The organism is Streptomyces monomycini (assembly GCF_022271435.1).
In the GTDB taxonomy this organism is placed as follows: Bacteria; Actinomycetota; Actinomycetes; order Streptomycetales; family Streptomycetaceae; genus Streptomyces; species Streptomyces monomycini.
On the sequence record NZ_JAFIQY010000031.1, the window covers coordinates 66535 to 93516 of the forward strand.

A 26982-nucleotide genomic window follows, 5' to 3' on the forward strand; every position below is an offset into this window, starting at 1 on the left:
GATGCGCCGCTTCCGGGTGGGCGACGGCCGAGGAATGCGCCGGTTCCGGCTGGGTGACGGCCGAGGGACGCGCCGGTCCCGGCTGGGCGACGACCGCGGCCAGGTCTCCGTCGAACTCCTCGGACTGGCTCCGCTGATCCTGGCCGTCCTCGTCCTGCTCTGGCAGTTCGTGCTCGTCGGCTACACGTTCACGCTCGCCGCCAACTCGGCCGACAAGGGTGCCCGGGCGGGCACCGCGACCGAGACGGGCGGTCCGGCCGCGTGCGAGGCGGCCGCCAGGAAGGACCTGCCCGGCGCGTGGGCGGGCGATGCCGAGATCTCGTGCGCTCCCGAGGGCGGCCTGTGGAAGGCCCGGGTGGGCCTCCAGGTGCCGTTGCTCTTCCCCGGCGCGGTGAACTTCCCGGGGCGCGTCGTGGGCACGGCGGGCGCGGCGGAGGAGGAGGGGGCGTGACGACGACGGTGCGCATCCGGGGACCGCGAAGGCCGCGCCGCCGACGCGACGACCGCGGCCAGGTCTCCGTCGAATTCCTCGGCTTCCTGCCGATCCTGCTGGTCCTCGCCCTCGCCGTGGTCCAGCTCGGGCTGGCCGCGTACGCCGTCCAGCAGGCCGGTACGGGAGCGCGCGCCGCCGCCCGTACGGCCACCCTCGACGAGGCCGACCGGAAGACGAGCCCGGAGGCGGCGGGCAAGGCGGCCATGAGCGGCTGGGTCGCCGCGGACGCCGACGTCCAGGCGGCCGAAGGCGGCGGCGAGGTCGAGGCGACCGCGACGGTCAAGATCCCCTCCGTCGTCCCCGGCGTCGACTTCGGGTCCGCCACCCGCCGTGCCGCCATGGCCCTGCCCGCCGAACCCGGAGGAAGCACCGCCCCATGAGTCTCAAAGCCCGTATCACCGCGCCGGAGGCTCCCCCGGCGGGCCGGGAGGACGGCCACCTCGTCGCGGTCTACCGCGCCAAGCTGCTGGAGGAGATCGACCTCGCCGAGATGTCGGCGCTCGCCGCGGCCGAGCGCCGTACCCGGCTGGAGCGCGTCCTCGGCCACATCATCAGCCGCGAGGGCCCGGTCCTGTCCACCGCCGAACGCGCCCAGCTCATCCGCCGCGTGGTGGACGAGGCGCTCGGCCTCGGCGTCCTGGAACCGCTGCTCGAAGACGCCTCGGTCACCGAGATCATGGTCAACGGACCCGACCAGGTGTACGTCGAGCGGCACGGCCGGGTGGAGCTGGTCCCCGTCCGCTTCGCCTCCCACGAACAGCTCATGCAGACGATCGAACGCATCGTCTCCACCGTCAACCGCCGGGTGGACGAGTCCAACCCGATGGTCGACGCGCGGCTGCCCTCCGGGGAGCGCGTCAACGTCATCATCCCGCCGCTCGCCCTGAACGGCGCCACCCTCACCATCCGCCGCTTCCCCCGCGCCTACACGCTGCCCGAACTGATCGGCATGGGCACGCTCGACGACCAGATGGTGATGCTGCTCGCCGGGCTGGTCCGGGCCAAGTTCAACGTCGTCGTCTCCGGGCCCACCGGCGCCGGCAAGACGACCCTGCTCAACGCCCTGTCCGGCCTCATCCCCGAGGGCGAGCGGATCATCACCGTCGAGGACGCCGCCGAACTCCAGCTCCAGCAGGCCCATGTGATCCGGCTGGAGTCCCGGCCGCCCAACGTGGAGGGCAAGGGCCGGATCACCATCCGCGACCTCGTACGCAACTCCCTGCGCATGCGCCCCGACCGCATCATCGTCGGCGAGGTCCGCGGCGGCGAGACCCTCGACATGCTCCAGGCGATGTCCACCGGCCACGACGGCTCGCTCGCCACCGTGCACGCCAACAGCGCCGAGGACGCGCTGATGCGGCTCCAGACACTCGCCTCCATGTCCGACGTGAAAGTGCCCTTCGAGGCGCTGCGGGACCAGATCAACAGTGCCGTGGACTGCATCGTCCAGATCACCCGGCACGCCGACGGCTCCCGCCGCATCGGCGAGATCGCCATCCTCGACTCGCACGGCCACGCCGACTACCGCCTCGCCACCGTCTGCCGCTTCGAGGCCGAGCCGAGCGGCGCCGACCGCACCGTACGCGGCCGCTTCCGCTACCACCCGCTGCCGCGCCGCGTCGCCGAACGCCTCTACCTCGCCGACGAACCCGTACCCCCGGCCTTCGGCGTCGCGGCCACCGACGACCGACTCGCCACCCGAGAAGCCTCGTAACCACGCGTCACACCTCGTAGCGGCACACCCACGGAGGACGGACCCGCGCCCATGCCCCTGGACGACATCGCCCTGCTCACCCTCGGCGTCACCCTGCTCTGCGCGGTGCTGGCCGTCGTGGGCCTGCGGCTGTACGCGACCGGACGCGAGCGGCACCGGGCCCTCGTCGACCGGCTCTCCGACGACCACGGCCTGCCCCGGCCCGGCCACGGCCGCCGCTTCGCCGCCGCCGACCGCCGGCTGCGCGCCACCCGGCTCGGACGCGGCCTGGAACGGCGGCTGGCCGCCACCGGCCTGGACGTGACCCCCGGCGAGTTCTTCATCGGCCTGCTCGCCGTGGTCGCCGGGGTCTGGATCGTCGCGCAGGCGGTACTGGCGCCCTTCTTCGGCCCCATCGCGGCCCTGGCGGCCGTCTGGTCCGCGTACGCCTTCCTCAACTGGCAGCGGCAGAAACGTATCGAGCGGTTCATCAACCAGCTGCCCGAGCTGTCCCGCATCCTCGCCAACGCCACCCAGGCCGGGCTGGCGCTGCGGACGGCCCTGGGCATGGCCGCCGAGGAACTGGAGGCGCCCGCCGGGGAGGAACTGGCCAAGGTCTCCGACAAGCTGGCCGTCGGCCACTCCCTCGACGAGGCCCTGGACGAGCTCGCCGACCGCCTGCCCTCGCGCGAACTCGTCGTGCTCGTCACCACCCTGGTGCTGTCCAACCGCGCGGGCGGCACGGTCGTCGGCTCGCTGCGCAACCTCACCAAGACCCTGGAGGAGCGCAAGGAGACCCGGCGCGAGGTGCGCACCCAGCTCTCCCAGGTCGTCGTCACGGCGTACGTCGTGCCGTTCCTCGGCCTGGGCACGCTGCTGCTGATGAACCGCATCGCGCCCGGGGCCATCGACCGGATGACGGCCACCTTCCTGGGCCAGGCCGCGGTGGTCGTCGCCTTCGTGCTGTACGCCGCCGGCTTCTTCGTGATCCGCCGCATCTCCAAGATCGACATCTGACGGCCCCCGGCCGGCCGCCGCCCCTGCCCCGGCCCCCACCTCGAAGGCACGACACCATGGGAATCGGAACGACCGGACTCCTCCTCGCCCTCGCGCTCGCCCTCTCCGTGGCGGGCATCTGCTACGGCGTCGCCCTCTACCGCCGCGAGGCCCGGCTGCCCCCGGACATCGCCGTCGCCCTGGAGGTCGGCGCGACCCGTACCACCGTCGTCGGATCGGCGGTGGACCGGGCGGGCATGCGGTACGCGCCCCTCGTCCTATGCCTGATGGGCGAGAAGCGGGTGGCCAAGGTGCGCAGACGCATCGATCGGGCGGGCAACCCCGGCGGCCTGACCGTGGACCGCTACGCCGCCCGCCGCGCGGTGTACGGCTTCCTCGGCTTCGGCGGCGCGCTCGTCATGCTGCTGCGCTCCCAGTACCTGCTCGCCCTCCTCCTGGTCGCCTTCGGCCTGTTCTGGAACGAGGTCGGCATCTGGGCCGCGATTCGCCAACGCAAGGACACCATCGAACGCACGTTGCCCGACTTCCTCGACGTCCTGGCCGTCGTGGTCAGCGCCGGGCTGGGCTTCCGGCAGGCCCTGGACCGGGTGGCCGACAAGTACGAAGGGCCCTGGGCCGACGAACTGCGCATCACCCTGCGGCAGCTGGACATGGGCGTCAGCCGCCGCGAGGCGTTCGAGGAACTGCGCAGACGCAACGACTCCGAGCAGGTCGCCCAGTTCGTCACCGCGCTCCAGCAGGGCGAGGAACTCGGCTCGCCGATCGTCGACACGCTCATCCAGATCGCCGACGACATGCGCCGCACCGACGCGCAGAACGCCCGGCGCCGCGCGGCCCGGGCGGTGCCCAAGGCGACCATGGTGGTCACCACGTTCATGGTCCCCGCCACGATGATCCTGCTCGTCGCGGGCTTCTTCCTCGGCTCCGGCACCGACTTCGGTTCGCTGATGGGCGACTGACGCGCGCCGGGCGGGGCGGGCGGTACGTCAGGCGAACGGGTCAACTTCCGTACCTCCACGCCCCCTTACGCGTCTCGAAACGGCTCCTGTTGGGCAAACACCCTTCGCGTACGCAACGGTATGTGGGACAGTCGGCATCCATGTGTTCCCCGGCCCCGGCCGCACCGCCGGGCACACCGGGACGGGCGGCGACGGCGCCGCCGGCGAGGACGGGCGGGGGTGGGAAGGATGCCGTCGGACGGGACGGGCGCACCGGAGGAGTCGGCCGTACCAGAGGGTCCGGCTGTACCGGACGGTCCGGCCGCCTCCCTTGAGCCGGCCGTACCAGGAAAACCTCTCTTACCGGTTGAACCGGGAGATATTTCCGTCCGCCGCCACCGGCCGATGCTTCAACCCGCCCCCACGGGAAAGGAATGCGGTCGGGTGCCCTGTTCCGGGACCGGTGTTCCGGCGTACTTTTCTCGTGTCGCGAGCGTGCGTGTGCGTAGCGTGCTCACGTCCGGTGTACGCGTGTTCGGTGTGTGCCCGTACGGCTCTCGCCCGTACGGTGCCGCGCCGTACGCCGTGTACGCGCGGGGCGACACCACGGGGGCAGACCATCCGGACCGGAGCGGCCCGGCCGCCCATGGAGGGGAACACGATGGCGAAGCGGTTGTGGGGAAAGGGCGACGACCGGGGACAGACCTCGATCGAGTACCTGGGCATCATCGCCGTGGTCGTGGCGATCGTGCTCGTCCTGTCGACCACGGACTTCGGCAGTCAGATCGCGACGGCCATCTCCAACAAGATCTCCGAGGTCGTGGGGATCTGACCCGGGCGGCCTCCCGCCGCCGGAACGGGGACGCCGGCCAGGCGTTTCCCCTGTACATCGTGGCCGTGGCCGGCCTGCTCCTGCTCGCCTTCGCGTTCTTCGCGGTCGGGCAGGCCGCCGCGACGCGCAACTCCGCGCAGACCGCGGCCGACGCGGCCGCGCTGGCCGCCGGGCAGAAGTACCGGGACCAGCTGAGCACGGAACTCCTCGACGCGATCCGTACGGGCGCGCCCTGGCGGGACCTCCTGGGCGGCCGCGGCGTTCCCGGGGCCGAGGCGTGCGCCAACGCCCAGTGGTTCGCGGGCCGCAACGACGCCGACGCGACGTGCACGGCCGGCTCCTACCCCACGTCGTTCGCCGTCGAGGCCGGCACCCGTAAGACCGTGGGCCGTTCGGTGATCCCCGGCACCGAGAACACGCACGCTTCGGCGCGGGCCAGGGCGGTGGTCGAACCGCGCTGCACACCGGGGCCGGAGCCGGAGCCGACACCGGCGCCGGGGGGCGACGGGCCTGGTCAGGACGACGGCAGCGATCCACCCGCCGACGACCGACCCACCGATGACCCGCCCGGCGGCGATGCACCTGCCAACGACCCGCCCCCCGGTCCCCCCACCGTGAACCTCACCTGCGAGGACGGCAAGGAGTGGACCGTCGACCCGGCCGACCCCCGCGACCTGCCCGAAGCCGCCGACCTGTTCTCCGTACGCCTTGCCGAATGACCAGCCGACGACGAGCAGAGGGAATCGCATCCATGGACACTGGGCGCCCTTCGAAGGCCACCAGGAGAGTCGCCGCCGCGGCGATCGCCGCGGCCCTCCCTCTCGTCGTCGGCGGCTGCGGCGGGGAGGGCGGCGGCAGCGGCGCGGCCGACGGCAAGCCGTCCGCGCGGGCCTCCGCCCCGAAGGACACCGGGCGCGGTACCCCGGCCGCCGACTCCCGGCAGGCCATCGGCGAGGTGAAGGGGGCGGACGGGGTGGTCGTCACCCTGCACTCCGCCGTCCGGGACACCGGCGGCTTCGTCACGGTCAGCGGCACCGTCACCAACAACGGCAGCAAGATCTTCAACGCGATCAACTGGCGCTCCAACGAGACCGGCATGCGCTCCCGCTCCTCGGTCTCCGGCGCCACCCTGGTCGACAAGGCCGGCAAGAAGCGCTACCTGGTGCTGCGGGACACCGAGGGCGAGTGTCTGTGCACCACCGGGCTGAGCGGCCTGAAACCGGGCGAGAGCCGGCCCGTCTTCGCGCAGTTCCCGGCCCCGCCCGCGAAGGTGACCGAGGTCGACTTCCAGCTGCCGACCATGCCGCCCGCCACCGTCTCGATCTCGGACTGACCCATGACCACCACGTCCGGGACCGTGACCCGCACGGCACGCGCCACCGTCACCGCGGCCGCCGCCCTCCTGCTCACCTTCACCCCGTCCCCGCCGGCCGCCCACGCCGACGACCCGCCCGGCGTCTCCGAGGACACCGCCGCCCCGGTGGAGATCGACCCGAAGGACCCCGACCTCCGGATGGTCCAGGGCGCCACCCTCGCCCCCGCCAAGGTGCTCAACATCAAGTCCATCGTCGAGACCGACGACGGCGCCGAACGGCGGCAGGACACCAACTCCAACGTGACCTTCGCCCTCCAGGCCGAAGTCCTCTTCGCCAAGGACAGCGCCGAACTCTCCTCCGACGCGCTGTTCCGCATCACCGCCATCACCACCGAGATCAAAAAACAGCACGCCACCAACCTGCGCGTCTTCGGCTTCACCGACAACCTGGGCTCGGACACGCACGGCCTGGTCCTCTCCAAGGAACGCGCCAACGCGGTCCAGCGCGAACTGGCCGACGGCCTCGGCGCGGCGGTCACCTTCCAGATCCGGGGCTACGGCGAGCAGTACCCGATCGCCGACAACGCCACGGAGGACGGCCGCAAGAAGAACCGCCGGGTCGAGGTGAGCTTTCCGCGTACGGGGAAGTAGGGAAGTCGCCGGGTTCCGCTCACGAAGTCCGCACCACGCGCGCCCTGCCCTGGGTACGGAAGCCGAGGGCATGCCGGTAGATTTCCGGCATGCGGTAGCGCCCGTCGGCGTCCCGGGCCAGGGCGCCCCACTGCTCCAAAGCCTCGACATCATCCGGGGACAGGTTCAGGTCCTCCGCGTAGAAAGGCATTCTGACGTCGTCGGAGAAGGTGCCCATCTGCCGCAGGAGTTTCCCGAGGCGGGGATTCTCCTGGTTGATCTCATCCACCTTCGCGCGGCTGCACGCGCCCAGAGCGCGACGCATGGCCGCCGGTGCCAGCACGCGGTCCGGCCAGCGTTCGTCACCGATGGAAGCATCGGCCGCCTCGCACAGGAACCGGACGACGTCGCGGGCCTGGATCTGCTCGTTGAAGTCCGCGAGCGCGGCAGGAACCCAACGCTCCGTCCATGCTTCACGTGATTTCTCGGTACCGAGCTTCGCGCCCCAGAGAGGGGTGAGCGCATGGACGATTTCTTCGTAGGACATGTCCGCGATCGGAGACGCCGATGCCTCCACCGCTTCGGCATTCGACGCGATCCACAGGGAGAGCCTGAGCGCGTCCTCGGTGTCCCAGCGCAGCTCGTAAGGGGCGTAGCGGTCGAGGAACTGCCCGAGATTCTGTTTGATCGCCGAGCGGACCAGGTCCTGCCGTACGAATACCACGAGGCCGAGCGAGCGATTGCGGAGGCGGCGGAGCCAGGCCGGGACCTCGATGAGCAGGGTGCGCAGGGCCATACGCCGAGGCTCCGCGTCCAGGGTCTCCAGCCAGTCCTCCAGGCCGTCGAGAACGAAAAGGCAGGCTTCGGTCGAGTCCAGTGTCCGCCGGACGAGGAATTCCTCGGCCGATACCTCCCGTTCGGCACCGGCTGACCAGGCCAGACATTCCAGCCAGCGTTGTCTCCAGAACTCCGCGTCCTGAGCCCGGGAGTCCCCGAGGCCGGCGTTCAGATGACTGCGGATTTCGTCGGCGGTGACGCCTTGTCCTCCTGCCGCGCGGTCCCTGAGTGCTTGCGGAGAAAGCATGCCGGTCCTCGGCTCCGCGATGTTGGCCGGGTCCAGGACAGGAATGACCATGGCGGTCCGGTCCACGCTCTGACCGTTCTCGTGCGCGAAAGCATCCCAGGTCTCCGCACTGCACATGCGGGCGAACGTGAAGGTCTTGCCCGCGCCTTTCGCCCCGACGACGATCGCTACGGGAAGGTCGGTGCTGTGGTCCGCGATCAGCCGGCGCACCGGCTCGGTCGTGAGGAATCCGAGGCTGGAGTCCATGCCCTGCCGCTCGGCGAAGATGAGACGGCCCGCTGTGCTCTTCAGCGTTCGGCGGCGTTCGTCCAGGCTCGACGGTTCGTCCGAAGGCGTCGCTGCTGTCTGGGTGAGGCTGGGGGCGAATTCGCTCAGCAAGCCGGGAAGACCGCAGCGTCGGATGACCTCCACCACCGCGTCCCAGCCCTGCGGAAGCGCGAGCAGTTCCTCCCGGAACGGGCTCAACAGTGGTGCGGTCAGCACTTGTTCGTCCACGGCGAGATCTTCCGAGGTGTACTCGTCGGTTGCCGCCATGGCGATGGTGGACGACAGGGCCGCGGACAAGGTCCGGCGCGCCTCCTCGGCATGGAGGTCATGGGTGTCGAGCCGGTACTGCGTCACGATCGCGCCGGGAGTCGGGTCCGTACGTGCCACTGCCGGGGACTGGCAGCCCAATTGCCGGATCATCGCTTCGGTCCCTTGCAGGGACTGGCTGCTGACCGTGGTGACGAAGATCCGCGTCACGCGGGGGTCCAGCAGCACGGGTGCCGACAGCTCGGAGGCTCCGGCCCGCAAGTCCATCACGACGGTGTCGGCCTCGGCCGCGACGGCCAGGGCGGCGAGTGATTCGCTGAGGAAGTACGGTGAGCGGTCCTCGGTCAGCAGGTCCGTCGGGCCGATGCGCGGCGGGCCGAGCCGGGTACGCCGGCTGACCGGGAGCACGGTGATGCGGCCCGGCCCCGGGTAGCGCGAGACGCTCTGGTTGGGAAGGTACGCGGCGGCGATCTTCACGGCCGGCGTGGGGTCACCCTGTCGGGAGGAGTGCAGGAGAGCGAGGACGTCCTCGTACGCGATGTCGCATCGCCCGCCCTGCGCCTGGTACATCCAGGTGATGCCGGGAGCTTCCAGGTCGGCGTCCACGAGGAGGACGTGCTGGCCCTGGGACGCCAGGAAGTCGGCCAGCGCGACGGAGTGCAACGTGCGTCCCACGCCGCCCTTGAAGGAGTGGAACGCGATGAGTTGCTTGTCGCCGGCGAACTGCGGGTCCCCCGGCCGGGGCAGCGCATCTCCCAGATCCGAGGTGACGCGGCGCTCGGTGAGTTTCGGGCGGCGCGGGGCCGATCCGGAACCGAGAGCTTCGACCAGTCGGACGGGCAGTGACTGGGGGGCGTGAGCCACAGGACGGTCGAGGAGGAGCTCCAGGCCCGCGTCGTGCCCGACGGTCGACCCGAGGCCGAACTGGCCGTCCAGCCAGTCGCGAACGGTCCGGTTCTCCGTTCCCGGGCGGACAGTCAGTTCCAGTGCGTCCCACCAGGCATCGACCTCCAGCAACCACTGCGGCCACTGGCCTTCGGTGGCAGCCTCTGCCAGTCGGGAGTCGATGTCCACCCAGGTGAAGAGCTTGCCGGCCATAACGCTCAAGATCCTTTCCTGGCGTCCTTCACCAGTGACTTCAAGGCTTCCAGTGCAGCCTTCTGATCAGCTGCGCACAGTTCCGCACCATAGCGCCACGCCTCGTGGAGCTGATGGCTCTCGATCCAGGCGTTGTCCTTGTGCCGACGGCAGCGCAACGGGTCCTGCCCGGCGGTGGGGTCCTGGAGGTTCAGCGCCTTGGCCAAGCGGCGCAGATTGTGCGATCGCAGGTCGACAGGCAGGGCGGAAGTGTCCTCACGCTGCAGGATCCACCGCAGTACCTCGGCCTTCAGCCCGCACTCGGCAGCGTAGAAGAGCAGTAATCCGCTGCTCGCGCAGTCTCCTGCCTGCTCGGCAAACTCCCCCTGTTTCGCGAGCCGCTCGCGGCTTCGCCGCAGCTCGCTGACCCCCACATCGACCATCGCATCAGCGTACTGGTTGGAGGGCCGCCCCCCACCGGGCGATCGCCGGCCCGGACCCGAGTATTGAACTGACCGATCCAATACCTGTACCGTCCTCCCCATGCCCCGCCCCAGGAAGTTCGACGAGGAGCGGGCGGTCGGTGCCGCGATGGACGCGTTCCGGACCGCCGGCTACGAAGCCACGTCCACGCAGGACCTGTGCGAGGCGACCGGCCTCGGGCGCAGCAGTATCTACAACACGTTCAAGAGCAAGCACGATCTCTTCGAGCGGGCGCTGGACCGTTACATGGCGGAACGGAACGGCGAGCTGTTCGCGTTGCTGGAGAGCGACCTGCCGGTGCGGGAGAAGATCCGTACGCACCTCCGGCGCGTCGTGGACGAGGAGTGCGACGGCGAGGATGTCCGGCGCGGCTGCCTGGTCGTGAACACCGCCGTCGAGATCGCAGCCCGCGACGAGGAGGTCGCGGGCGAGCTGGCGCGGGACTACCGGCTGCGGCTGGAGGCGATCCGCGCCGCGATCGCGTCCGGGCAGCGGGACGGCGACATCGACGCGGGCAAGGATGCGCGCACACTCGCCCATCTGGTCATCGCGGCCGTCGGCGGCCTGCGCGTCTCGGCGCGCTGCGGGGCCGACCGCGTGGCGCTCGAAGGAGTCGTGGAGGGCTTCATGGCAGCGTTGTGACGTGCTGCTCCACTCGCGGCCCGACCGGGCCGCTTCCTTTTGGCTCCGTTTTGGACCGACCTATCCAATACCCAACCCTCATCGGGAGTACGCACGTCATGCCCATAGCCGTCTACCTCCTCGGCCTGGGGATCTTCGCCCAGGGAACCTCCGAGTTCATGCTCGCCGGACTGCTGCCCAACGTGGCCGCCGACCTCGGCGTCTCCATCCCCGACGCCGGGCTCCTGGTGTCCGCGTTCGCCATCGGCATGGTGGTGGGCGCGCCCGTCCTCGCCATCGGCACCCTGCGCCTGCCGCGCCGCACCGCGCTGATCGCCTTCCAGCTCGTCTTCGTGGCCGGGCACGTGGTCGGCGCGCTGGCCCCGGGATACGGGGTGCTGTTCGCGACGCGGGTCGTCAGCGCCTTCGCGTACGCGGGCTTCTGGGCGGTGGCCGCCGCGGCGGCGGTGAGCCTGGTGCCCGCCGACGCCAAGGGCAAGGCGCTGTCGGTCGTCGGCACCGGACTCGCCCTCGCCACGATCGTCGGCGTACCGGCCGGCACGGTGCTGAGCCAGCACGCCGGGTGGCGCGCGGCCTTCTGGGGCGTGGTCGCCCTGACCGCCGCCAGCCTGGCCTCGCTGCTGGCCGCACTGCCCGCCACCCGTCCGGCCGCAGGTGAACTCCCCTCCGTGCGGCGCGAGATCGCGGCCATGTCCCGTCCCGCCCTGTGGGTCTCCTACCTCCTCACCACCTTGAGCTTCGGCGCCGCCATCGTCACCTTCAGCTATCTCACGCCCCTGCTGACCGAGGTGAGCGGCCTGCCGGCGAGCCTGGTCCCGGCCGTCCTCGCGCTGTACGGGGTCGGCGGCCTCCTCGGCATGACCCTCGGCGGACGCACCGCCGACCGCCACCCGCTCCGCACCCTCTTCCTGGGCATCGGCGGACTGACCGCCGCCTCCGCCCTGCTCGCCCTGACGGCCGAGAACCTGCCCGTGACCATCGCCCTGGTCTTCGCCCTCGGCCTCACCGGCTACATCACCAACCCGGTGGTCCAGTCCCGCGTCTTCACCCTCACCCCGAACGCCCCGACCCTGGCCCCCGCGGTCAACACCTCCGCCTTCAACGTCGGCATCACCCTCACCCCGATGCTGGGCGGCCTGACGATCGACGCGGGCTTCGGCTACACGTCGGTGGCGTGGGTGGGAGCGGTGGTGGGCGTGGCGGCCCTGGGGGCTGCGCTCTGGGCGGCGGTTCTCCAGCGCCGTACGCAGGCTCGTACGGTGACGGATCGGGCGCCGGTCGCGGTCGATACCCGACGGGAGGCGCTGACGGCGGCCGACTGAACGGCACGGTCAGCGGTACAGCTCGCACCACACGATCTTGCCGTCCACGCCGAGCCGGTTCGGGTCGAGCGCGTACCAGCCCCAGTCGTCGGCGCTCGCCCCCACGAGCCGCAGGCCGTGTCCGGCGCCGACCTGGGCCGGCGTCGGGCGCTCGGCGATGCCGGGCAGGGTGCGGCCGGTGTCCCACATGCTCATACGCACCACGCCGTCCTCCCAGGAGAGCCGAAGCTGCGCCGGTCCGGGTGCGTGCAGGTGGCAGTTCGTGGCGAGCTCCGAGGCCAGGAGCTGTGCGCGGTCGCCGAGTTCGTCGAGCGAGTACCGGTCCAGTACGAGACGCACGGTACTGCGGGCGATGCCAGGGCTGAGGGGGTTTTGAGGGAGCCGAAGGCTGTATTCGCGAGCCTACGGCTGTGCCGACGCCGCGCTTGTGGAGGCGCTTGCCGCCGTGGCGGCCGGCGGGAAGCGCGGCTGGTGGGAGGATTACCGGGAAAAGTTGCTTCCGGGCCTGCTCGACCTCGCGGAGATGGAGCAGAATGCGACTGCCATAAGAACTGCGCAAGTGTCGCACCTGCCCGGCTTGTTGCAGACGGCTGACTATGCTCGCCTGACCTTTCTGCAGAATGTTCCCGAGCCCTCTCCGCCGCATGTGGAGCACCTTGTGTCCCATCGGATCAAGCGGCAGGAGGTTCTGTATCGACAGTCTCCGGTGCCATACACGGCAATCATTCACGAGGCCGCGTTGCGCATGGAGTTCGGTGGGCGCTCCCTTACGCGGAAGCAGCTTGAACACATCCTCGCCATGGGCGAGCGAGAGCGGATCACGGTGCTGGTGATTCCGTTCTCGGCGGGGATCTTTCCGGGTGCGGGACAGACGGTGACCTACGCGGAGGGGCAGGTCCCGCAGCTGGACACGGTGCAACTCGACACCGAGCACGGGGCGATGTTCGAGTACGCGGATGCCCAGCTGGACAGGTACCGCACGTTCATGCGGCGCTTCGAAGCCATGGCGCTTGATGCGTCCGCTTCACGGGGCGTCATCCACACCATCGTCAACGACCTCTGAGAGGAAGCGAACGTGTCCGTACCCAACTGGCAGAAGTTCGTACAGTGGCAACGCGAGCAACTGTGTCGAAGTCGCGGCGCCGACTGCTGACGCGGCGCTCATCCGCGAGAGCGACGATCCCTCCGGTAATAGTCAGCGTCAGCTCCGTCGCGCTTGATGGACTGGTGCGGGTCCGTTCGGAGTGACGTGATCGGTCGATGAGGTCGCGGACTCCGGCGCGGTCGGTGTGCGCATAGTCCTACAGGCGTACCGGCGGGCGCGCCATGCGGGTCGGAGTGGCGTGGTCAGGGTCGTGTTGACGGGCTGAGGGCGCTGTTTCCGGGGGTTGTGGGTGGGGGTGGCGCCTGGAAGGGGTAATTGGGGTGGCTAAGGCAGGTGAGTTGGGGCTGGAAGATAGTACATATGCGGGTATGTGCCCTATGGTCGTTTTCGCACCGCTCATACGCGATCAGCTGGAAGCGCATCGCGCGGGCCTGCCTGCCTGCTCCTGCCCTGGGAGAGGCCGGTCCGCGGCAGGGAGACGAGCCACCAGCTGATGCGGCGTCCGGGCGGTGCCGAATTGTCGGGTGGGCGGAGGGTCGGGCCGAAGGGCCGGACCGGTAGGCCGGGCTGGAGGGTCAGGGGGTGTCGATCGTGAGGCGGGTGCCGGGGCGCAGGCCCCAGCGGGGCATCGCGCCGGCTTCCGCCTCCAGTACGTGCCGGGCGCGGAGGCGGGGGCGGCCGAGCCGTCCCGGCCGCATGGTGTGTACGGCGAGCACGGTGAGGTCGCGGGTGAGGTACGCGACGTCGATGGCGAAGCGCATACGGAAGGTGTGTACGCCGCTCGCCGGGGTGAGGAGCAGGGCGCCGTCGATGCCGTCGCGGCCCAGCAGGCCGCGGGAGCGCGCCCGGTAGGAGGCGGCGATCTCCAAGGGGATGGCCACGGGGGCCGAGGGAGTGGTCGGGGCGGTCGTTCCGGGGGGCGGTGGTTCGTTCGCGGGCGTCGTTTCTCCGGCGTCGGTCTGTACGAAGCGGAGCGTTCCTGATCCGTTCTGCCAGCGGGGCATGGGAAGCGTTTTATCAGCCTAGGGTCGGCCGTGTGGCTGTGATGTTGATGGTTCTCGCCGCTGTGTACGGGGGCGCGGTCGGGGTGCTCGTGCCTCGGCCCGCCTATCGGCTGGCTGTCGAGCCGGGGGAGGGGTGGCGTGGCCGGTGTCCGTGCGGGCGGTCCATCGGCGGGCCGCTGCGGGGTTGGGCGGGGCCGGGGCGTTGCCGCGGGTGTGGGCCGTACGGGCCTGGGGCGGTGGGGACTGCCCTGGCCGGTGCGCTGGCCGGCGCACTGCTCGCCGCCGCCACCGGTGCGCGGCCCGAATTGGTGGTCTGGCTCGCGGTGGTTCCTGTGACGGTACTGCTCGCCGTCGTGGACTGGCGGGTGCGGCGGCTGCCCGATGTGCTGACGCTGCCGCTGGCGGCCGGTGTCGTGGTGATGCTGGGGCTTGTCGCGCTGGGTGGGAGAGGGGCGGGGGTGTGGGGCGGGGCGCTGCTCGGGGGGCTCGGGCTCGGGGGATTTTATTTCGTCCTATATTTGGTCAATCCTGCGGGAATGGGGCTGGGTGACGTCAAGCTGGCGATCGGGCTGGGGGTCACTCTTGGGTGGTACGGCTGGGCAATTCTGATCACTGGCGCATTCCTGGGGTTGCTGCTCGGCGCGCTCTACGGATGCGGCTTGCTGCTGCGGCGCGCCAGGGGCGCGGAAGCCCGTGATGATGGGCCTGAACCGGCCATGCCGTACGGCCCTTTCATGATCATCGGGGCGTTGCTCGGGGTGCTTCTCGGGGCCGCGGCGGCGCCTTGATCCAGAAACCGGACGCGCCGTTCCACCGGAAGTTGCACTGAGCACCCCCTCTTCGGGGTTATGGTGGAAACCCCCCCCTCGGGCCGGTCCGTATCCCCCCCACGGACCGGCCCGCTTTTTGTCCCCTGGTACGGATCTCGCCATGATCATGGCGGGACGGGTTTCGTACACGGATCGTGCGAACGTCTCTGCGGGGCGCGGGGAGCGCCCCGCGAAGGCGTCAGAGACCGAACAGAATCAGCCGCGCTTGGCCCAGATGTTCACACCGTCGGTCGACTTCGCGAACTCTTCGATCTCGGACAGCTCCGCATCCGTGATCTTCGGAGCGCCCACCGCCGCCACATTGGCCTCCAGCTGCGCCACGCTGCTCGCCCCGATCAGCGCCGAGGTCATCCGCTCGTCCCGCAGCACCCAGGAGAGCGCCAGCTGGGCGAGGGACTGGCCGCGGCGTGCGGCGATCTCGTTCAGGCCGCGCAGCCGCCGCCGTACGTCGTCCGAGAGCAGGCCCGGATCGAGCGACTTGCCCTGCGACGCGCGCGAGCCCTCCGGGATGCCGTCCAGGTACTTGTCGGTGAGCAGGCCCTGGGCGAGGGGGGCGAAGGAGATGCAGCCCATGCCTTCCGCCTCCAGGGTGTCGAGGAGGGCGTCCTCCTCCGTCCACCGGTTGATCATCGAGTAGGAAGGCTGGTGGATCAGCGGCCGGACGCCCATCTCCTTGAGGATGCGGGCGGCTTCGCGGGTCTGCTCGGCGGAGTAGGACGAGACGCCCACGTACAGCGCCTTGCCCTGCTGGACGGCGGACGCCAGGGCGCCCATCGTCTCCTCCAGCGGGGTGTCCGGGTCGAAACGGTGCGAATAGAAGATGTCGACGTAATCGACACCCATCCGCTTCAGTGAGGCATCCAGCGACGAGAGGAGATATTTGCGCGAACCCCATTCGCCGTACGGGCCGGGGTGCATGAGATATCCGGCCTTGGTGGAGAGGACGATCTCGTCGCGGTAGGGCCGGAAGTCCTGCGCGAAGATCTTTCCGAAGTTCAGCTCGGCCGAGCCGGGCGGCGGCCCGTAGTTGTTCGCCAGGTCGAAGTGGGTCACGCCCAGGTCGAAGGCGCGGCGCAGGATCGCCCGCTGGGACGCCAGGGCACGGTCGTCACCGAAGTTGTGCCACAGGCCCAGGGAGACGGCGGGGAGTTTGAGACCGCTGCGGCCGGTGCGGCGGTACTCCATGGAGTCGTAGCGCGTATTCGCGGCAATGTGGACAGAGGCGTCAGTCATGGTCATCTCCTTATCACGGAGTTGTGACACACCTGATTGGGCCGCCGGGACGTGAGCGACGTAAAGTTGCCGACTTGAGGCGACGGGGGCGACCGCCATTTGCACGGAGGGGCTTGACCACACATGCTGCGATCTTCCGGGGTGCGCATCCCGTACCCGCCCGCTTTGCGCAACCTCGTCTACAGGCTCTACGCCCGCCGGGTCGAAGGCCGCCTCGACCATGACCAGGTCCCCAAGCACATCGGCGTCATCCTCGACGGCAACCGCCGCTGGGCGCGGGCCGACGGCCGGACCACCGTGCAGGGGCACCAGGCCGGCGCCGAAAAGATCAGCGAGCTGCTGGGCTGGTGCGCCGAGACCGACGTCGAGGTGGTCACGCTCTGGATGCTGTCGACGGACAACCTCGACCGGCCCGCGAAGGAACTCGACCCGCTGCTGGGGATCATCGAGAACACCGTGCGCGGCCTGGCCGCCGACGGCCGTTGGCGGGTCCACCACGTCGGCAACCGCGACCTGCTGCCCGACGGCACGCAGAAGGTGCTCAAGGAGGCCGAGCAGGCCACCGCCGACCACACCGGCATCCTGGTCAACGTCGCTGTCGGCTACGGAGGCCGGCAGGAGATCGCGGACGCGGTGCGCTCGCTGCTCCTGGAGCACGCCGAGCGCGGCACCTCCTTCGAGGAACTGGCCGACATCGTCGACATCGACCTGATCTCCGAGCACCTCTACACCCGCGGCCAGCCGGACCCGGACCTGGTGATCCGCACCAGCGGCGAGCAGCGGCTGTCCGGCTTCATGCTCTGGCAGAGCGCCCACTCGGAGTACTACTTCTGCGAGGTCTTCTGGCCGGCCTTCCGCAAGGTGGACTTCCTGCGCGCCCTGCGCGACTACGCCGCCCGTCACCGGCGTTACGGGTTTTAGGCCAACCGGGGCGCCCCTCCAGGCGCGGGAGCACACCCGCGCCAAATCCGTAACCAAGCGTTCACCGACCGTGCGTCATATGCCATTGCATGGGTGCGCACGTTCGCGGGAATATCCCTTCCAGGTCGGTATCCGGCAGTACCAGTCATCGGATGCCGTATCTCAGCGGACGGCACGGGGCCGTCCGCCCGGGAGGCCCTTTGCACATCACGGACGACCGTGCGGACCGCACGGACGACGCGGAGGGCCGGCGTTCGGCCCGTGCAGCGTGGCCCGAGCCCGGTCCCGTCGCCCGCCGCCTGACGGCGCGGCGGCTCCACTTCCGCGACGCCGTCGCACCCCGACCTCATCCGAGGGGGTACGTCCACCCGTGGTGAACAGCAAGCAGCGCCGTGAGAACGGCCGGCGCACCTATGTCCTCGACACCAGCGTGCTGCTGGCGGATCCAGGCTCCATGTCCCGCTTCGACGAGCACGAAGTCGTGCTGCCGGTCGTCGTGGTCACCGAACTGGAGGCGAAGAGGCATCATCCCGAACTCGGCTATTTCGCCCGGCAGGCCCTGCGCCTCCTGGACGAGTACCGGGTACGGCACGGACGGCTGGACGCCCCGATCCCCATCGGGGACCTGGGGGGATCCCTCCGGGTCGAGCTGAACCACGCCGACCCGGGCGTACTGCCCGCCGGCTTCCGCCTGGGCGACAACGACTCGCGGATCCTCGCGGTGGCCCGCAACCTCCAGGCCGAGGGCTACGACGTCACGGTCGTCTCCAAGGACCTGCCGCTGCGCATCAAGGCGTCCGCGGTGGGCCTGCTGGCGGAGGAGTACCGCGCCGAACTGGCCATCACGGACTCCGGCTGGACGGGCATGGCGGAGCTGACCGCGACGCCGGAGCAGATCGACGGCCTCTTCGCCGAGGAGACCGCGTATCTGCCCGAGGCCGCCGAGCTGCCCGTGCACACCGGGCTGGTGCTCCAGTCCGAGCGCGGCAAGGCGCTCGGCCGGGTCACGGCGGACGGCAGCGTACGGCTGGTTCGCGGCGACCGGGAGGCGTTCGGCATCCACGGCCGCAGCGCCGAACAGCGGGTCGCGCTCGACCTGCTGCTGGACCCGGAGGTCGGCATCGTCTCGATGGGCGGGCGCGCCGGTACGGGCAAGTCGGCGCTGGCGCTGTGCGCGGGCCTGGAGGCGGTGCTGGAGCGGCAGCAGCACCGCAAGGTGATGGTCTTCCGTCCGCTGTACGCGGTCGGCGGGCAGGAGCTGGGCTATCTGCCGGGCACCGAGGCGGAGAAGATGAGCCCGTGGGCCCAGGCCGTCTTCGACACGCTGTCGGCGGTGACCACCTCGGACGTCATCGAAGAGGTGGTGGGCCGCGGCATGTTGGAGGTACTGCCGCTGACCCACATCCGCGGCCGGTCCCTGCACGACGCGTTCGTCATCGTCGATGAGGCGCAGTCGCTGGAACGCAACGTGCTGCTGACGGTGCTGTCCCGGATCGGCGCCAACTCGCGTGTCGTGCTCACCCATGACGTCGCGCAGCGCGACAACCTGCGGGTCGGCCGGTACGACGGGGTGGTGGCGGTCGTCGAGAAACTGAAGGGCCATCCGCTGTTCGCGCACGTCACCCTCACCCGCTCGGAGCGGTCGCCGATCGCGGCCCTGGTGACCGAAATGCTGGAGGACGGCAGGATCTGACCGTTTGTCGAACGCGGCGCCGCCCGGCAGAAGCGCAGGAGCTTAGCCGGGCGGCGCCGCGTCGCGCGGGGTTTTCCGCAGATCGCGCGCGGCAAACGGGGTGTGAGCTTTCACACGCAACGATGAATTGATTCCGCGCGTCCGGTTCGGGCAGAGTCTGGGTCCTGTCAGGCCCCGCATACGGCACACCAGCACCCCCAGCGGTGCGGAACCCCAGAACTGCATAGCGTCGCCGTATGCCGCCCGAGCACCACGCGGACCCCGAGGGGGACGTACCGGGCCCGTGCCTCCCGTGACCAGCCGTTCCCGCCGCTCAAACGGGGGCGGAACAAGGGGAGGCCAGCGCCAGGGGCACGATTGCGTCCGCGAGGTCACCTATGCGGACGATGCTGGAAGGAAAGCGTGTGAGCCGGATTTCGGTCCGGGGATTCGCCGTGGCCTCCGCCACCGCGGTCACCACCGTCGGCGCCGTCGTCGGCGTCGCGTCAGGCCAGGAGCAGGGCTCGGTCGCCCACACCGAGGCCGCCGCGGCCGACGCGACGATCGCCGACGTACCCGCGGGCCTCCAGGCCCAGGTGCAGACGGCCTCCCTTACGCAGCAGGCGGACGAGGCGTCCACCCAGGCGGACGCCGCCGCGCTGAAGTCCGCGCAGGAGTCGGCCCGCAAGGCCGCCGCCCAGGACGCGCAGGACAAGAAGGACGCGGCCGACAAGAAGGCGAAGGCCGAGAAGGACGCCAAGGAGCGCGAGAAGGAGAAGGAAGCCTCCCGCTCCGCCGCGCGCGACGCGTCCACCTTCACCGCCAAGGCGTCGTACTCGATCGCCGAGACGCAGGCCATCGCCCGGCAGATGCTGCCGGCCGACCAGTTCCAGTGCTTCAGCAACATCGTGGACCACGAGTCCGGCTGGAACTACCGCGCCACCAACGCCTCCTCCGGCGCCTACGGCCTGGTCCAGGCGCTGCCCGGCACCAAGATGGCCTCCGCGGGTTCCGACTGGCGGACCAACCCGGCCACCCAGATCAAGTGGGGGCTGAACTACATGAACAGCCGCTACGACAGCCCCTGTGGTGCCTGGGGCTTCTGGCAGAACAACCACTGGTACTAGAACGGCCACCGGCACCGGCGATGAACCGCTGGTTCCGGAGCACAGCCGCAGGTACCGGAACGTGAGGGCGGACCACCGCGTAAGGTGGTCCGCCTCTCCGCTTCGTACGCGAAACCCCCGGCCGCGACGGCGTCGGGGGTTTCGTGCGTCCCGCACCGGTAACGTCGTCCTGACAGCACCGGGGGGCGGGAGGGGAAGAGGAAGTGACATGTCCAGATTGCCTCAGTGGGTCGGTGGCCTCGGCGCCGGTCTGACGCGGATCGCGCAGCGGCTGGAGGACCAGCGCCGCCGTGCGGAGGCGGCGGAGGAAGAGAGCGACCCGGAAGAGCTGAGGCCTGTCGGGCGCGCGGCCGGGTCCCGTGCGCCGCACGACGACGCGTACGCCGGTACGTACACCGGCGCGCAGCCCGACGGCGGGCCGTCCGGCGGCACCAACGCGCCGCACGCGCCGCACGCGCCCCACGCGCCGCACGCGCCCGAAGCGGCTGACGCGTCCGTCGCGCCCGACGCGCCGGAGGACGCGCACCGGCCGCCGGACTCGGTCCCGGCCCCGCCGACGTACGCGCCCGCCGTCGCGCCCCGCCCCGACCCGGTGGCCGCGGTGCCGTGGGGTGTCCGGGTCGCGGCCGAGGCGAGCTGGCGGCTGCTGATCCTGGCCGCGGCGATCTGGGTGCTGGCCAAGGTCATCACCTCCATCCAGCTCGTCGTGCTGGCGTTCGTCGCCGCGCTGCTGATCACCGCGCTGCTCCAGCCGACCGTCGCCTGGCTCAAGCGCCGGGGCGTGCCGCGGGGGCTCGCCACGGCGCTCACGTTCATCGCCGGGTTTGTCATCATGGGCCTGGTCGGATGGTTCGTCGTATGGCAGGTTCAGGACAACATTGACTCGGTGTCCAGCCGGATCCAGGAAGGCATCACCGAGCTGAAGGGCTGGCTCCTCAAGAGCCCGTTCCACGTCACCGAGGACCAGATCAACCACATCGCCAAGAACCTCCAGGACGCCGTCGGCGCCAACACACAGGCCATCACCTCGGCCGGCCTGGAGGGTGTCACCGTCGTGCTGGAGGTGCTCACCGGCATCCTGCTGGCGATGTTCACCACGCTCTTCCTGCTGTACGACGGCCGGCGCATCTGGAACTGGGTGCTCAGGCTGGTACCGAGTGCGGCGCGCGAGGGCGTGGCGGGCGCCGGGCCGCGCGCCTGGCGCACCCTGACCGCCTATGTGCGCGGGACGGTGATAGTGGCGCTGATCGACGCCATCTTCATCGGCATCGGCATCTACTTCCTCGACGTGCCGCTGGCCGTGCCGCTCGCCGTCTTCATCTTCCTGTTCGCCTTCATCCCGCTGGTGGGCGCGGTCGTCTCGGGCGCGCTGGCGTGCGTGGTCGCGCTGGTGACCCAGGGCGTCTTCGCCGCGCTGATGGTGCTCGCGGTCGTCCTGGCGGTGCAGCAGATCGAGGGCCACATCCTCCAGCCGTTCATCCTGGGCCGTGCGGTACGGGTCCACCCGCTCGCCGTCATCCTGTCGGTGGCCGCGGGCGGCCTGGTGGCCGGCATCGGCGGCGCGGTCGTCGCGGTCCCGCTGGTCGCGGTCACCAACACGGTCGTCGGCTATCTGCGCTCGTACTCACGGGAACAGGCCCTGCGGATGGCGCCGTCCCCGCACGGCGCCACGGCGCTGGACGTCGCGCCGACCCCGCCGAAGGGGAGCGCACCGCAGGACTGACCCGGCGGCGGGCCCCGGACACCCGGGGCCCGGACACCCGGGCCCCGGACACCCGCGACCCGGGCCGGCCGCTCGGTACGGCGGCCGGCCGCCCGCCCGGCACGGGGCGTCTCGGTACGGCGGTCTCAGCACGGCGGTCTCAGTACGGCGCGTCCTTCGCGCCCTCGTACGCCCGCAGCCGGGCCGTGTCCCGGTCGGTCCAGCCCGGCGGCGGGACGACCGCCGCCCAGCCGTCCACCGCGCCCGTTCCGTAGCGGTGGCCGTGCGGCGGCGGCGCGCCGAAGGAGACCGCCAGATCGACGGTGGTCTGCCAGAAGGTGATGACCGGCCAGAAGCGCATCTCGTCGGTGACATCCGGGCCGAGCGGGCGGTCCAGCCACGCGGGACGGTGGAAGAGCAGGTCGGGGGACCACCACACCACCGGGTCCGAGGCGTTCTGGAGATAGACCACCCGGGGGTGCTCCCACGGGCCGTCGGGGCGCCGCAGATCGCGTTCCGGGTACTGCGCGAAGCGGACGTGCCGCCCGTGGTCGTACACCGGACGCCACACCGGGCTGCCGGGGTCGCGCCCGGCGGTCACCTCCCGCCAGACGGGACTGACGTTGGGCGGCCCGGCCAGCAGCGCGCCGTCCACCTTGCCGAGCATGTCGTCCAGACTGCCGAAGCCCGCCTCGGTCGCGTACGTGCCGAGACTCTCGCCGCCCACCACCAGCTTGGGACGGTCGTCGGCGGGCAGCGCGGACCACTTCGCGTACACCGCGTCGAACACCGCGCGGGCGTCCCGCGCCGCCTTCTCCTTGTCGACGAGGAAGGAGATCCAGGACGGCAGGTACGAGTACTGGGTCGCGACGATCGCGGAGTCGCCGCCGTACATGTACTCCAGCGGCTCCGGCATCCGCGGGTCCACCCAGCCGCTGCCCGTGGTGCCCAGCAGGGCCAGCACCTCGCGGTCGAAGCCGCCGGTGCGCTCCAGCTCCTGTACGGCGAGGTCGGCGGTGCGCCGGAAGTGCGCGTCACCGCCCTCCTGTTCGCCGATGTACACGCGGACCGGGTCCTTGGCCGGGCGGCCGGTGAAGGCGGTGATGTCCTGCTTGCGGGGCACCGAGCCGATGAAGTTGCGGCCCTCGGCCCCGAGTTCTTCCCAGTCGACGACGGAGGTGGGGCCGCCGGAGACGTACGCGGAGGCGGGCTGGGTGATGCCGTCGGCGGTGCTCAGGTTCGCGGCCTTGGAGATCCGGTCGACGAGGTCGATGAAGCCGCGCTCGTACAGGACGTCCTTGGAGCCGACGGCGACCAGCAGGGCGGTCAGCGCCGCACCGATCACGTACGCGGCCGGACGCGGCACCCAGCGGCCGAAGAACCGGGCGAGCCGCCGGGCCACCAGCCGTACGCAGCGGGCGAGCAGCACGAACAGCGCGCAGACCGCCACCGCGATCAAAATGATCATCGGGGTGTGCCAGACCAGCGAGGGCTCGACCTCCTGGAGGCGGCGCAGCCGGCGCTGGGCGTGCGCGCTCCAGGAGACGGCCGCCGTGGACAGCACGAGGCCCAGGACATGGAAGGCCAGCCAGCAGCGGGCGCGGGTGCGTTCGGCGGGGCGGTACCGGCACAGGGCGCGGAAGAGGGCGCTCGCCGCGGCTCCCGCGGCGTAGCCGATGGCCGCGGTGATGCCGCCGATCAGCCCCTGGAGGTACCAGGGGCGGGGGAGCAGCGACGGGGTGAGGGAGAGCCAGAAGAAGAGCGCCGCGACGCAGCAGGCGGTGAGGTCGGGCCAGCGGCGGACGACCCAGGCGGGGTCCGGCGCGTCCCAGTACGGACGTCTGAGCCACCGGACGACGAGGTGCAGAACGGACATGTGCTCTCATTATGCGCAGAGCCCCGCGGACACGTGGTCCACGGGGCTCTGCCGTACCGGCCGGGCGCCCCGGCGGGGACGCCTCCGGTTCACCTATTCGGCGAGGGTGGCCTCGGAGTCGAGGGTCGCGCCGACGGCCTGGAGGACGGAAGCGATCTTGATGGCCTCAAGGATCGTCTCGCGGTCCACGCCCGCCTTGCGCAGCACCTGCTCGTGCGAGTCCAGGCACATGCCGCAGCCGTTGATGGCCGAGACGGCCAGCGACCACAGCTCGAAGTCGACCTTCTCCACGCCCGGGTTGCCGATGACGTTCATCCGCAGGCCGGCGCGCATCGTGCCGTACTCCGGGTCCGACAGCAGGTGCCGGGTCCGGTAGAACACGTTGTTCATCGCCATGATGGCGGCGGCGGACTTGGCCGCGGCGTAGGCCTCGTCGGAGAGGTTGGCCTTGGCCTCCGGCTCCAGCTCGCGCAGCACCTTCGGCGAGCGCGAGGCGATCGCGCAGGCCAGGACGGTGCCCCAGAGCTGCTGCTTGGGCAGCTCGCTGTTGCCGATCACCGAACCGAGGTTCAGCTTCAGGTCCTTGGCGAAGTCCGGGACGGCGGACTTCAGTTCATCGAGAGCCATGACGGATCTCCTTCCGGTTCGCTGCTAGCCGCGCTTCACTCGCCCGAGAGCAGCGCGACCGGGTCGAGGGTCTCGTCGCCCTTGCTCCAGTTGCAGGGGCACAGCTCGTCGGTCTGCAGCGCGTCGAGGACCCGCAGGACCTCCTTGGGGTTACGGCCGACGGAACCGGCGGTCACCATGGTGAACTGGATCTCGTTGTTCTGGTCCACGATGAAGACGGCACGCTGCGCGAAGCCGTCCTCGCCCTCGATGCCGAGCGCGCGCATCAGCTCGTGCTTGGAGTCGGCCAGCATCGGGAAGGGCAGGTCGGTCAGGTCCGGGTGGTCCTTGCGCCAGGCGTGGTGCACGAACTCGGAGTCACCGGAGAAGCCGAGGATCTGGGCGTCGCGGTCGGCGAACTCGTCGTTCAGCTTGCCGAAGGCGGCGATCTCCGTGGGGCACACGAAGGTGAAGTCCTTGGGCCAGGCGAAGACGATCTTCCACTTGCCTTCGTAGGTCTTGTGGTTGATCTGGTCGAACTCCTTGCCGCTCTCCAGCGACACGCAGGCGGTCAGATCGAACTCGGGGAACTTGTCACCGACAGTGAGCACAGGCTCTCCTTCGTGTGCCGTAAGTCCTGATACAGGGCTTACGCGAGGGGTTGGACGGTTCCCTACACTGCCACAGGGGTCATTGATCGGGGAAATAGCCAGATCGAGAAGTGTTGATCGGTGCTGGCTATCAGTGGGCGGGGCGCGGCCGGCGGCGGCGATCCGGCCGGGAGTGATCTGCTCCGCTGGCGGGCCGGGCCGTCGTGGGGTATGCGCGGCCGTGCACAACAATGCCGGATCGGTCGAAAAGGGGCGGGATTCCGGGGAATCCACCGGCTATCTCCGAAACGATGTTCCCCGGTTCACGCACCTCGCCAAAGAATGGCCCCAGCGCGAGCCGCGAGACGTACAATCACCCGCATGGCACAGAAGATCGTCACTATTTACACGGATGACCTCACCGGGGAAGAATCCACGGAGGTCGCCACGCACGCACTCGCGGTCGACGGTATTGCATACGAGGTCGACCTCGCCCCGGACAGCTACGACAAGCTGCTGGAGGCGATCGGTCCCTTCCTGAAGGCCGGACGCCGTACCGGACGGGTGAAGGCGGGCGCCGGGGCGCGCAAGGCGAGCGGCTCCGCCGCGGCTTCAGGTTCGGGTGAGACCGCGAAGATCCGCGCCTGGGCCAAGGAGAACGGCTACGAGGTGAACGAGCGCGGCCGGGTGTCCGCAGATATCCGTGAGGCGTACCAGAACGCCACCAAGTAGGCGTTGCCCGAGCCGGCCGAAGACGTCGTGACGGCGGACGGATTTCGGCCGGTCCAGGCCCCTGGCCTGGAGAACGGTGCTGGTGGCAGCCGGTGCGCCGGATTCTCGGCGTCGGCTGCCGCCCTCCGGACGGCGGCTGATCGCGGCTGCCGGAAATGCGGCGGCACGGCTGCCGGGAACAGGGTGTATCCCGCTGCGGCCGTATCCCTTCCGGCGGTATCCCCGCGGAGCCGTATCCCCGATCCTGTCGGCGGCGGGTGTCCGTGTGACGCCTGCGGTGCCCTGCGCAGGAAAACGCTGTCGGGCCGGGAGAATCCGACCGGGCGTCCGGTCCGCAATCCCGCGGGCGGCCGCCGAAATAGGGTGACGGGATTCCCGGCCCCCAAATGCGCGCCGCGCGCCCGCTGGAAGGTGCCCGCCGGCGCCCGCGCCGAAACCCGTCGGTAACACGGAGGGGCATTACCCCGGCCGCCGCGCTCCTGACCCTTGCGCCGAAAAGTCCTTCCCCGGGGAGGGGCCTGCCCCGCGATTAGACTGGATCACTCTGATCGGAGGTGGCTATCGGTGGCATCCCCCACGAATCCCGGGGCCCGGCCGCGGCAGCCCAGTCTGGCGCAGCTGCGGGCCTTTGCGGCGGTGGCCGAGCACCTGCACTTCCGGGAGGCCGCGGCGGAGATCGGCATGAGCCAGCCCGCCCTGTCCGGTGCCGTGTCGGCCCTGGAGGAGACTCTCGGGGTGCAGCTGCTGGAGCGGACGACTCGTAAGGTGCTGCTCTCGCCCGCCGGGGAGCGGGTCGCCGCCCGCGCCCGTACCGTACTGGAAGCGGTGGGTGACCTGATGGAGGAGGCGGAGGCGGCCCGTGCGCCGTTCACCGGCGTACTGCGGCTCGGGGTGATCCCGACCGTCGCCCCGTACCTGCTGCCGACCGTCCTGCGACTGGTGCACGACACGTACCCCGACCTGGAGCTCCAGGTCCACGAGGAGCAGACCGGGTCGCTGCTGGACGGCCTCCAGCAGGGGCGGCTGGACCTGCTGCTGCTCGCCGTGCCGCTGGGCGCCCCGACCATCACCGAACTCCCGCTGTTCGACGAGGACTTCGTGCTGGTCGCGCCGACGGACCACTGGCTGGGCGGGCGCGGCGACATCCCGCGCGAGGCGCTCAAGGACATGGACCTGCTGCTGCTGGACGAGGGGCACTGCCTGCGCGACCAGGCGCTGGACATCTGCCGGGAGGCGGGCCGCGACGAGGGCGCGCCGGTGACCACCAGCGCGGCCGGGCTGTCGACCCTGGTCCAGCTGGTCGCGGGCGGCCTGGGCGTCACGCTGCTGCCGCGCACCGCGCTGCGGGTCGAGACGGCCCGCAACGACCAGCTCACGACCGGGTACTTCGCCGACCCGGCGCCGTCCCGGCGGATCGCGCTGGCCATGCGGTCGGGTGCGGCGCGCCAGGGCGAGTTCGAGGAGTTCGCGGCGGCGCTGCGCGAGGCGATGAAGGGCCTTCCGGTACGGATCGCCGAGTGAGCC

The 26982-nt window shown here is 70.6% G+C and carries 28 protein-coding genes; 20 read left to right on the forward strand and 8 right to left on the reverse strand.

The window, feature by feature from the left end; genetic code table 11:
• The first annotated feature begins 34 nt into the window (after positions 1 to 34).
• The 9 genes from JXZ78_RS28325 (at position 35) to JXZ78_RS28365 (ending at position 6939) form a co-directional block, all read left to right on the forward strand.
• Positions 35 to 451, forward strand: coding sequence for a TadE family protein (locus JXZ78_RS28325; protein WP_030020669.1), 417 nt, complete (start codon positions 35 to 37; stop codon positions 449 to 451).
• On the forward strand, positions 448 to 873 hold the full coding sequence (locus JXZ78_RS28330; RefSeq protein ID WP_030020670.1) for a TadE/TadG family type IV pilus assembly protein: 426 nt from the start codon (positions 448 to 450) through the stop codon (positions 871 to 873). The genes JXZ78_RS28325 and JXZ78_RS28330 overlap by 4 nt, the downstream gene beginning before the upstream one ends.
• Positions 870 to 2207 carry a TadA family conjugal transfer-associated ATPase gene (locus tag JXZ78_RS28335; protein ID WP_030020671.1) on the forward strand — a complete coding sequence of 446 codons (1338 nt, stop codon included), beginning with the start codon at positions 870 to 872 and terminating at the stop codon, positions 2205 to 2207. The genes JXZ78_RS28330 and JXZ78_RS28335 overlap by 4 nt, the downstream gene beginning before the upstream one ends.
• A 51-nt stretch (positions 2208 to 2258) precedes the next feature.
• A complete protein-coding gene (locus JXZ78_RS28340; protein WP_030020672.1) occupies positions 2259 to 3203 on the forward strand; it encodes a type II secretion system F family protein in 945 nt (314 codons plus the stop codon).
• A 56-nt stretch (positions 3204 to 3259) separates the two neighbouring features.
• Entirely contained in the window at positions 3260 to 4162 is a 903-nt protein-coding gene (locus JXZ78_RS28345) for a DUF5936 domain-containing protein (protein WP_030020673.1), read from the forward strand.
• A gap of 640 nt (positions 4163 to 4802) precedes the next feature.
• Positions 4803 to 4973 (forward strand): membrane protein, encoded by a 171-nt coding sequence (locus JXZ78_RS28350; RefSeq protein WP_030020674.1) that lies wholly within the window; start codon positions 4803 to 4805, stop codon positions 4971 to 4973.
• A complete protein-coding gene (locus JXZ78_RS28355; protein ID WP_030020675.1) occupies positions 4970 to 5692 on the forward strand; it encodes a pilus assembly protein TadG-related protein in 723 nt (240 codons plus the stop codon). The genes JXZ78_RS28350 and JXZ78_RS28355 overlap by 4 nt, the downstream gene beginning before the upstream one ends.
• A 32-nt stretch (positions 5693 to 5724) precedes the next feature.
• Positions 5725 to 6306, forward strand: coding sequence for a hypothetical protein (locus JXZ78_RS28360; RefSeq protein WP_030020676.1), 582 nt, complete (start codon positions 5725 to 5727; stop codon positions 6304 to 6306).
• 3 nt (positions 6307 to 6309) lie between these two features.
• Positions 6310 to 6939 (forward strand): OmpA family protein, encoded by a 630-nt coding sequence (locus JXZ78_RS28365; protein ID WP_030020677.1) that lies wholly within the window; start codon positions 6310 to 6312, stop codon positions 6937 to 6939.
• A gap of 19 nt (positions 6940 to 6958) precedes the next feature.
• Here JXZ78_RS28365 and JXZ78_RS28370 read toward each other — a convergent pair whose 3' ends face one another.
• Both JXZ78_RS28370 and JXZ78_RS28380 read right to left on the reverse strand, forming a co-directional pair.
• On the reverse strand, positions 6959 to 9634 hold the full coding sequence (locus JXZ78_RS28370; RefSeq protein WP_030020678.1) for a KGGVGR-motif variant AAA ATPase: 2676 nt from the start codon (positions 9632 to 9634) through the stop codon (positions 6959 to 6961).
• Between the two features lie 5 nt (positions 9635 to 9639).
• Positions 9640 to 10056 carry a hypothetical protein gene (locus JXZ78_RS28380; RefSeq protein ID WP_030020679.1) on the reverse strand — a complete coding sequence of 139 codons (417 nt, stop codon included), beginning with the start codon at positions 10054 to 10056 and terminating at the stop codon, positions 9640 to 9642.
• Positions 10057 to 10156: 100 nt separating this feature from the next.
• Between JXZ78_RS28380 and JXZ78_RS28385 the strand changes: the two genes are divergently transcribed.
• Both JXZ78_RS28385 and JXZ78_RS28390 read left to right on the forward strand, forming a co-directional pair.
• Positions 10157 to 10738, forward strand: coding sequence for a TetR/AcrR family transcriptional regulator (locus JXZ78_RS28385; protein ID WP_030020680.1), 582 nt, complete (start codon positions 10157 to 10159; stop codon positions 10736 to 10738).
• A 98-nt stretch (positions 10739 to 10836) separates the two neighbouring features.
• Positions 10837 to 12060, forward strand: a complete 1224-nt coding sequence (locus JXZ78_RS28390; protein WP_033038051.1) for a Cmx/CmrA family chloramphenicol efflux MFS transporter — start codon at positions 10837 to 10839, stop codon at positions 12058 to 12060.
• A 9-nt stretch (positions 12061 to 12069) separates the two neighbouring features.
• Here the strand turns inward: JXZ78_RS28390 and JXZ78_RS28395 are convergent, their stop codons facing one another.
• Positions 12070 to 12399: an ATP-binding protein gene (locus tag JXZ78_RS28395; RefSeq protein WP_050502549.1), complete on the reverse strand. Its 330-nt coding sequence runs from the start codon at positions 12397 to 12399 to the stop codon at positions 12070 to 12072.
• A gap of 88 nt (positions 12400 to 12487) precedes the next feature.
• Here JXZ78_RS28395 and JXZ78_RS28400 point away from each other — a divergent pair, with 88 nt between their 5' ends.
• On the forward strand, positions 12488 to 13123 hold the full coding sequence (locus JXZ78_RS28400; RefSeq protein WP_050502550.1) for a DUF5753 domain-containing protein: 636 nt from the start codon (positions 12488 to 12490) through the stop codon (positions 13121 to 13123).
• Positions 13074 to 13280, forward strand: a complete 207-nt coding sequence (locus tag JXZ78_RS28405) for a DUF397 domain-containing protein (protein ID WP_106968807.1) — start codon at positions 13074 to 13076, stop codon at positions 13278 to 13280. Before JXZ78_RS28400 ends, JXZ78_RS28405 begins: the two co-directional genes overlap by 50 nt.
• Before the next feature lie 460 nt (positions 13281 to 13740).
• On the opposite strand, the gene JXZ78_RS28410 is transcribed toward JXZ78_RS28405, so the two are convergent.
• On the reverse strand, positions 13741 to 14169 hold the full coding sequence (locus JXZ78_RS28410; RefSeq protein WP_078624318.1) for a DUF192 domain-containing protein: 429 nt from the start codon (positions 14167 to 14169) through the stop codon (positions 13741 to 13743).
• Positions 14170 to 14405: 236 nt separating this feature from the next.
• Between JXZ78_RS28410 and JXZ78_RS28415 the strand changes: the two genes are divergently transcribed.
• Positions 14406 to 14957, forward strand: coding sequence for a prepilin peptidase (locus JXZ78_RS28415; protein WP_308281066.1), 552 nt, complete (start codon positions 14406 to 14408; stop codon positions 14955 to 14957).
• Between the two features lie 237 nt (positions 14958 to 15194).
• Here the strand turns inward: JXZ78_RS28415 and mgrA are convergent, their stop codons facing one another.
• Positions 15195 to 16238 carry an L-glyceraldehyde 3-phosphate reductase gene (gene mgrA, locus JXZ78_RS28420; protein WP_372498453.1) on the reverse strand — a complete coding sequence of 348 codons (1044 nt, stop codon included), beginning with the start codon at positions 16236 to 16238 and terminating at the stop codon, positions 15195 to 15197.
• Positions 16239 to 16355: 117 nt separating this feature from the next.
• On the opposite strand from mgrA, the gene JXZ78_RS28425 reads away from it, so the two are divergent.
• From JXZ78_RS28425 to JXZ78_RS28440, 4 genes are all read left to right on the forward strand, one after another.
• Positions 16356 to 17153 (forward strand): isoprenyl transferase, encoded by a 798-nt coding sequence (locus tag JXZ78_RS28425; RefSeq protein ID WP_050502551.1) that lies wholly within the window; start codon positions 16356 to 16358, stop codon positions 17151 to 17153.
• A 370-nt stretch (positions 17154 to 17523) separates the two neighbouring features.
• Positions 17524 to 18846, forward strand: coding sequence for an RNA 5'-3' helicase PhoH2 (gene phoH2, locus JXZ78_RS28430; protein ID WP_030020688.1), 1323 nt, complete (start codon positions 17524 to 17526; stop codon positions 18844 to 18846).
• A gap of 404 nt (positions 18847 to 19250) precedes the next feature.
• Entirely contained in the window at positions 19251 to 19952 is a 702-nt protein-coding gene (locus JXZ78_RS28435; RefSeq protein WP_030020689.1) for an aggregation-promoting factor C-terminal-like domain-containing protein, read from the forward strand.
• A 208-nt stretch (positions 19953 to 20160) separates the two neighbouring features.
• Positions 20161 to 21675 (forward strand): AI-2E family transporter, encoded by a 1515-nt coding sequence (locus JXZ78_RS28440; RefSeq protein WP_238783434.1) that lies wholly within the window; start codon positions 20161 to 20163, stop codon positions 21673 to 21675.
• 139 nt (positions 21676 to 21814) lie between these two features.
• On the opposite strand, the gene JXZ78_RS28445 is transcribed toward JXZ78_RS28440, so the two are convergent.
• The 3 genes from JXZ78_RS28445 to JXZ78_RS28455 all read right to left on the reverse strand — a co-directional run bounded on the left by JXZ78_RS28445 (position 21815) and on the right by JXZ78_RS28455 (position 24747).
• The gene (locus JXZ78_RS28445; RefSeq protein ID WP_030020691.1) at positions 21815 to 23530 is read right to left on the reverse strand and encodes an alpha/beta hydrolase; all 1716 of its coding nucleotides are present in this window, start codon (positions 23528 to 23530) and stop codon (positions 21815 to 21817) included.
• Positions 23531 to 23623: 93 nt separating this feature from the next.
• A complete protein-coding gene (locus JXZ78_RS28450; protein ID WP_030020692.1) occupies positions 23624 to 24157 on the reverse strand; it encodes an alkyl hydroperoxide reductase in 534 nt (177 codons plus the stop codon).
• A 35-nt stretch (positions 24158 to 24192) separates the two neighbouring features.
• Positions 24193 to 24747, reverse strand: a complete 555-nt coding sequence (locus JXZ78_RS28455) for a peroxiredoxin (protein WP_030020693.1) — start codon at positions 24745 to 24747, stop codon at positions 24193 to 24195.
• 360 nt (positions 24748 to 25107) lie between these two features.
• Between JXZ78_RS28455 and JXZ78_RS28460 the strand changes: the two genes are divergently transcribed.
• Both JXZ78_RS28460 and JXZ78_RS28465 read left to right on the forward strand, forming a co-directional pair.
• Positions 25108 to 25458 carry a histone-like nucleoid-structuring protein Lsr2 gene (locus JXZ78_RS28460; RefSeq protein WP_030020694.1) on the forward strand — a complete coding sequence of 117 codons (351 nt, stop codon included), beginning with the start codon at positions 25108 to 25110 and terminating at the stop codon, positions 25456 to 25458.
• Between the two features lie 564 nt (positions 25459 to 26022).
• On the forward strand, positions 26023 to 26979 hold the full coding sequence (locus JXZ78_RS28465; RefSeq protein ID WP_078624319.1) for a LysR substrate-binding domain-containing protein: 957 nt from the start codon (positions 26023 to 26025) through the stop codon (positions 26977 to 26979).
• Positions 26980 to 26982: the final 3 nt, after the last annotated feature.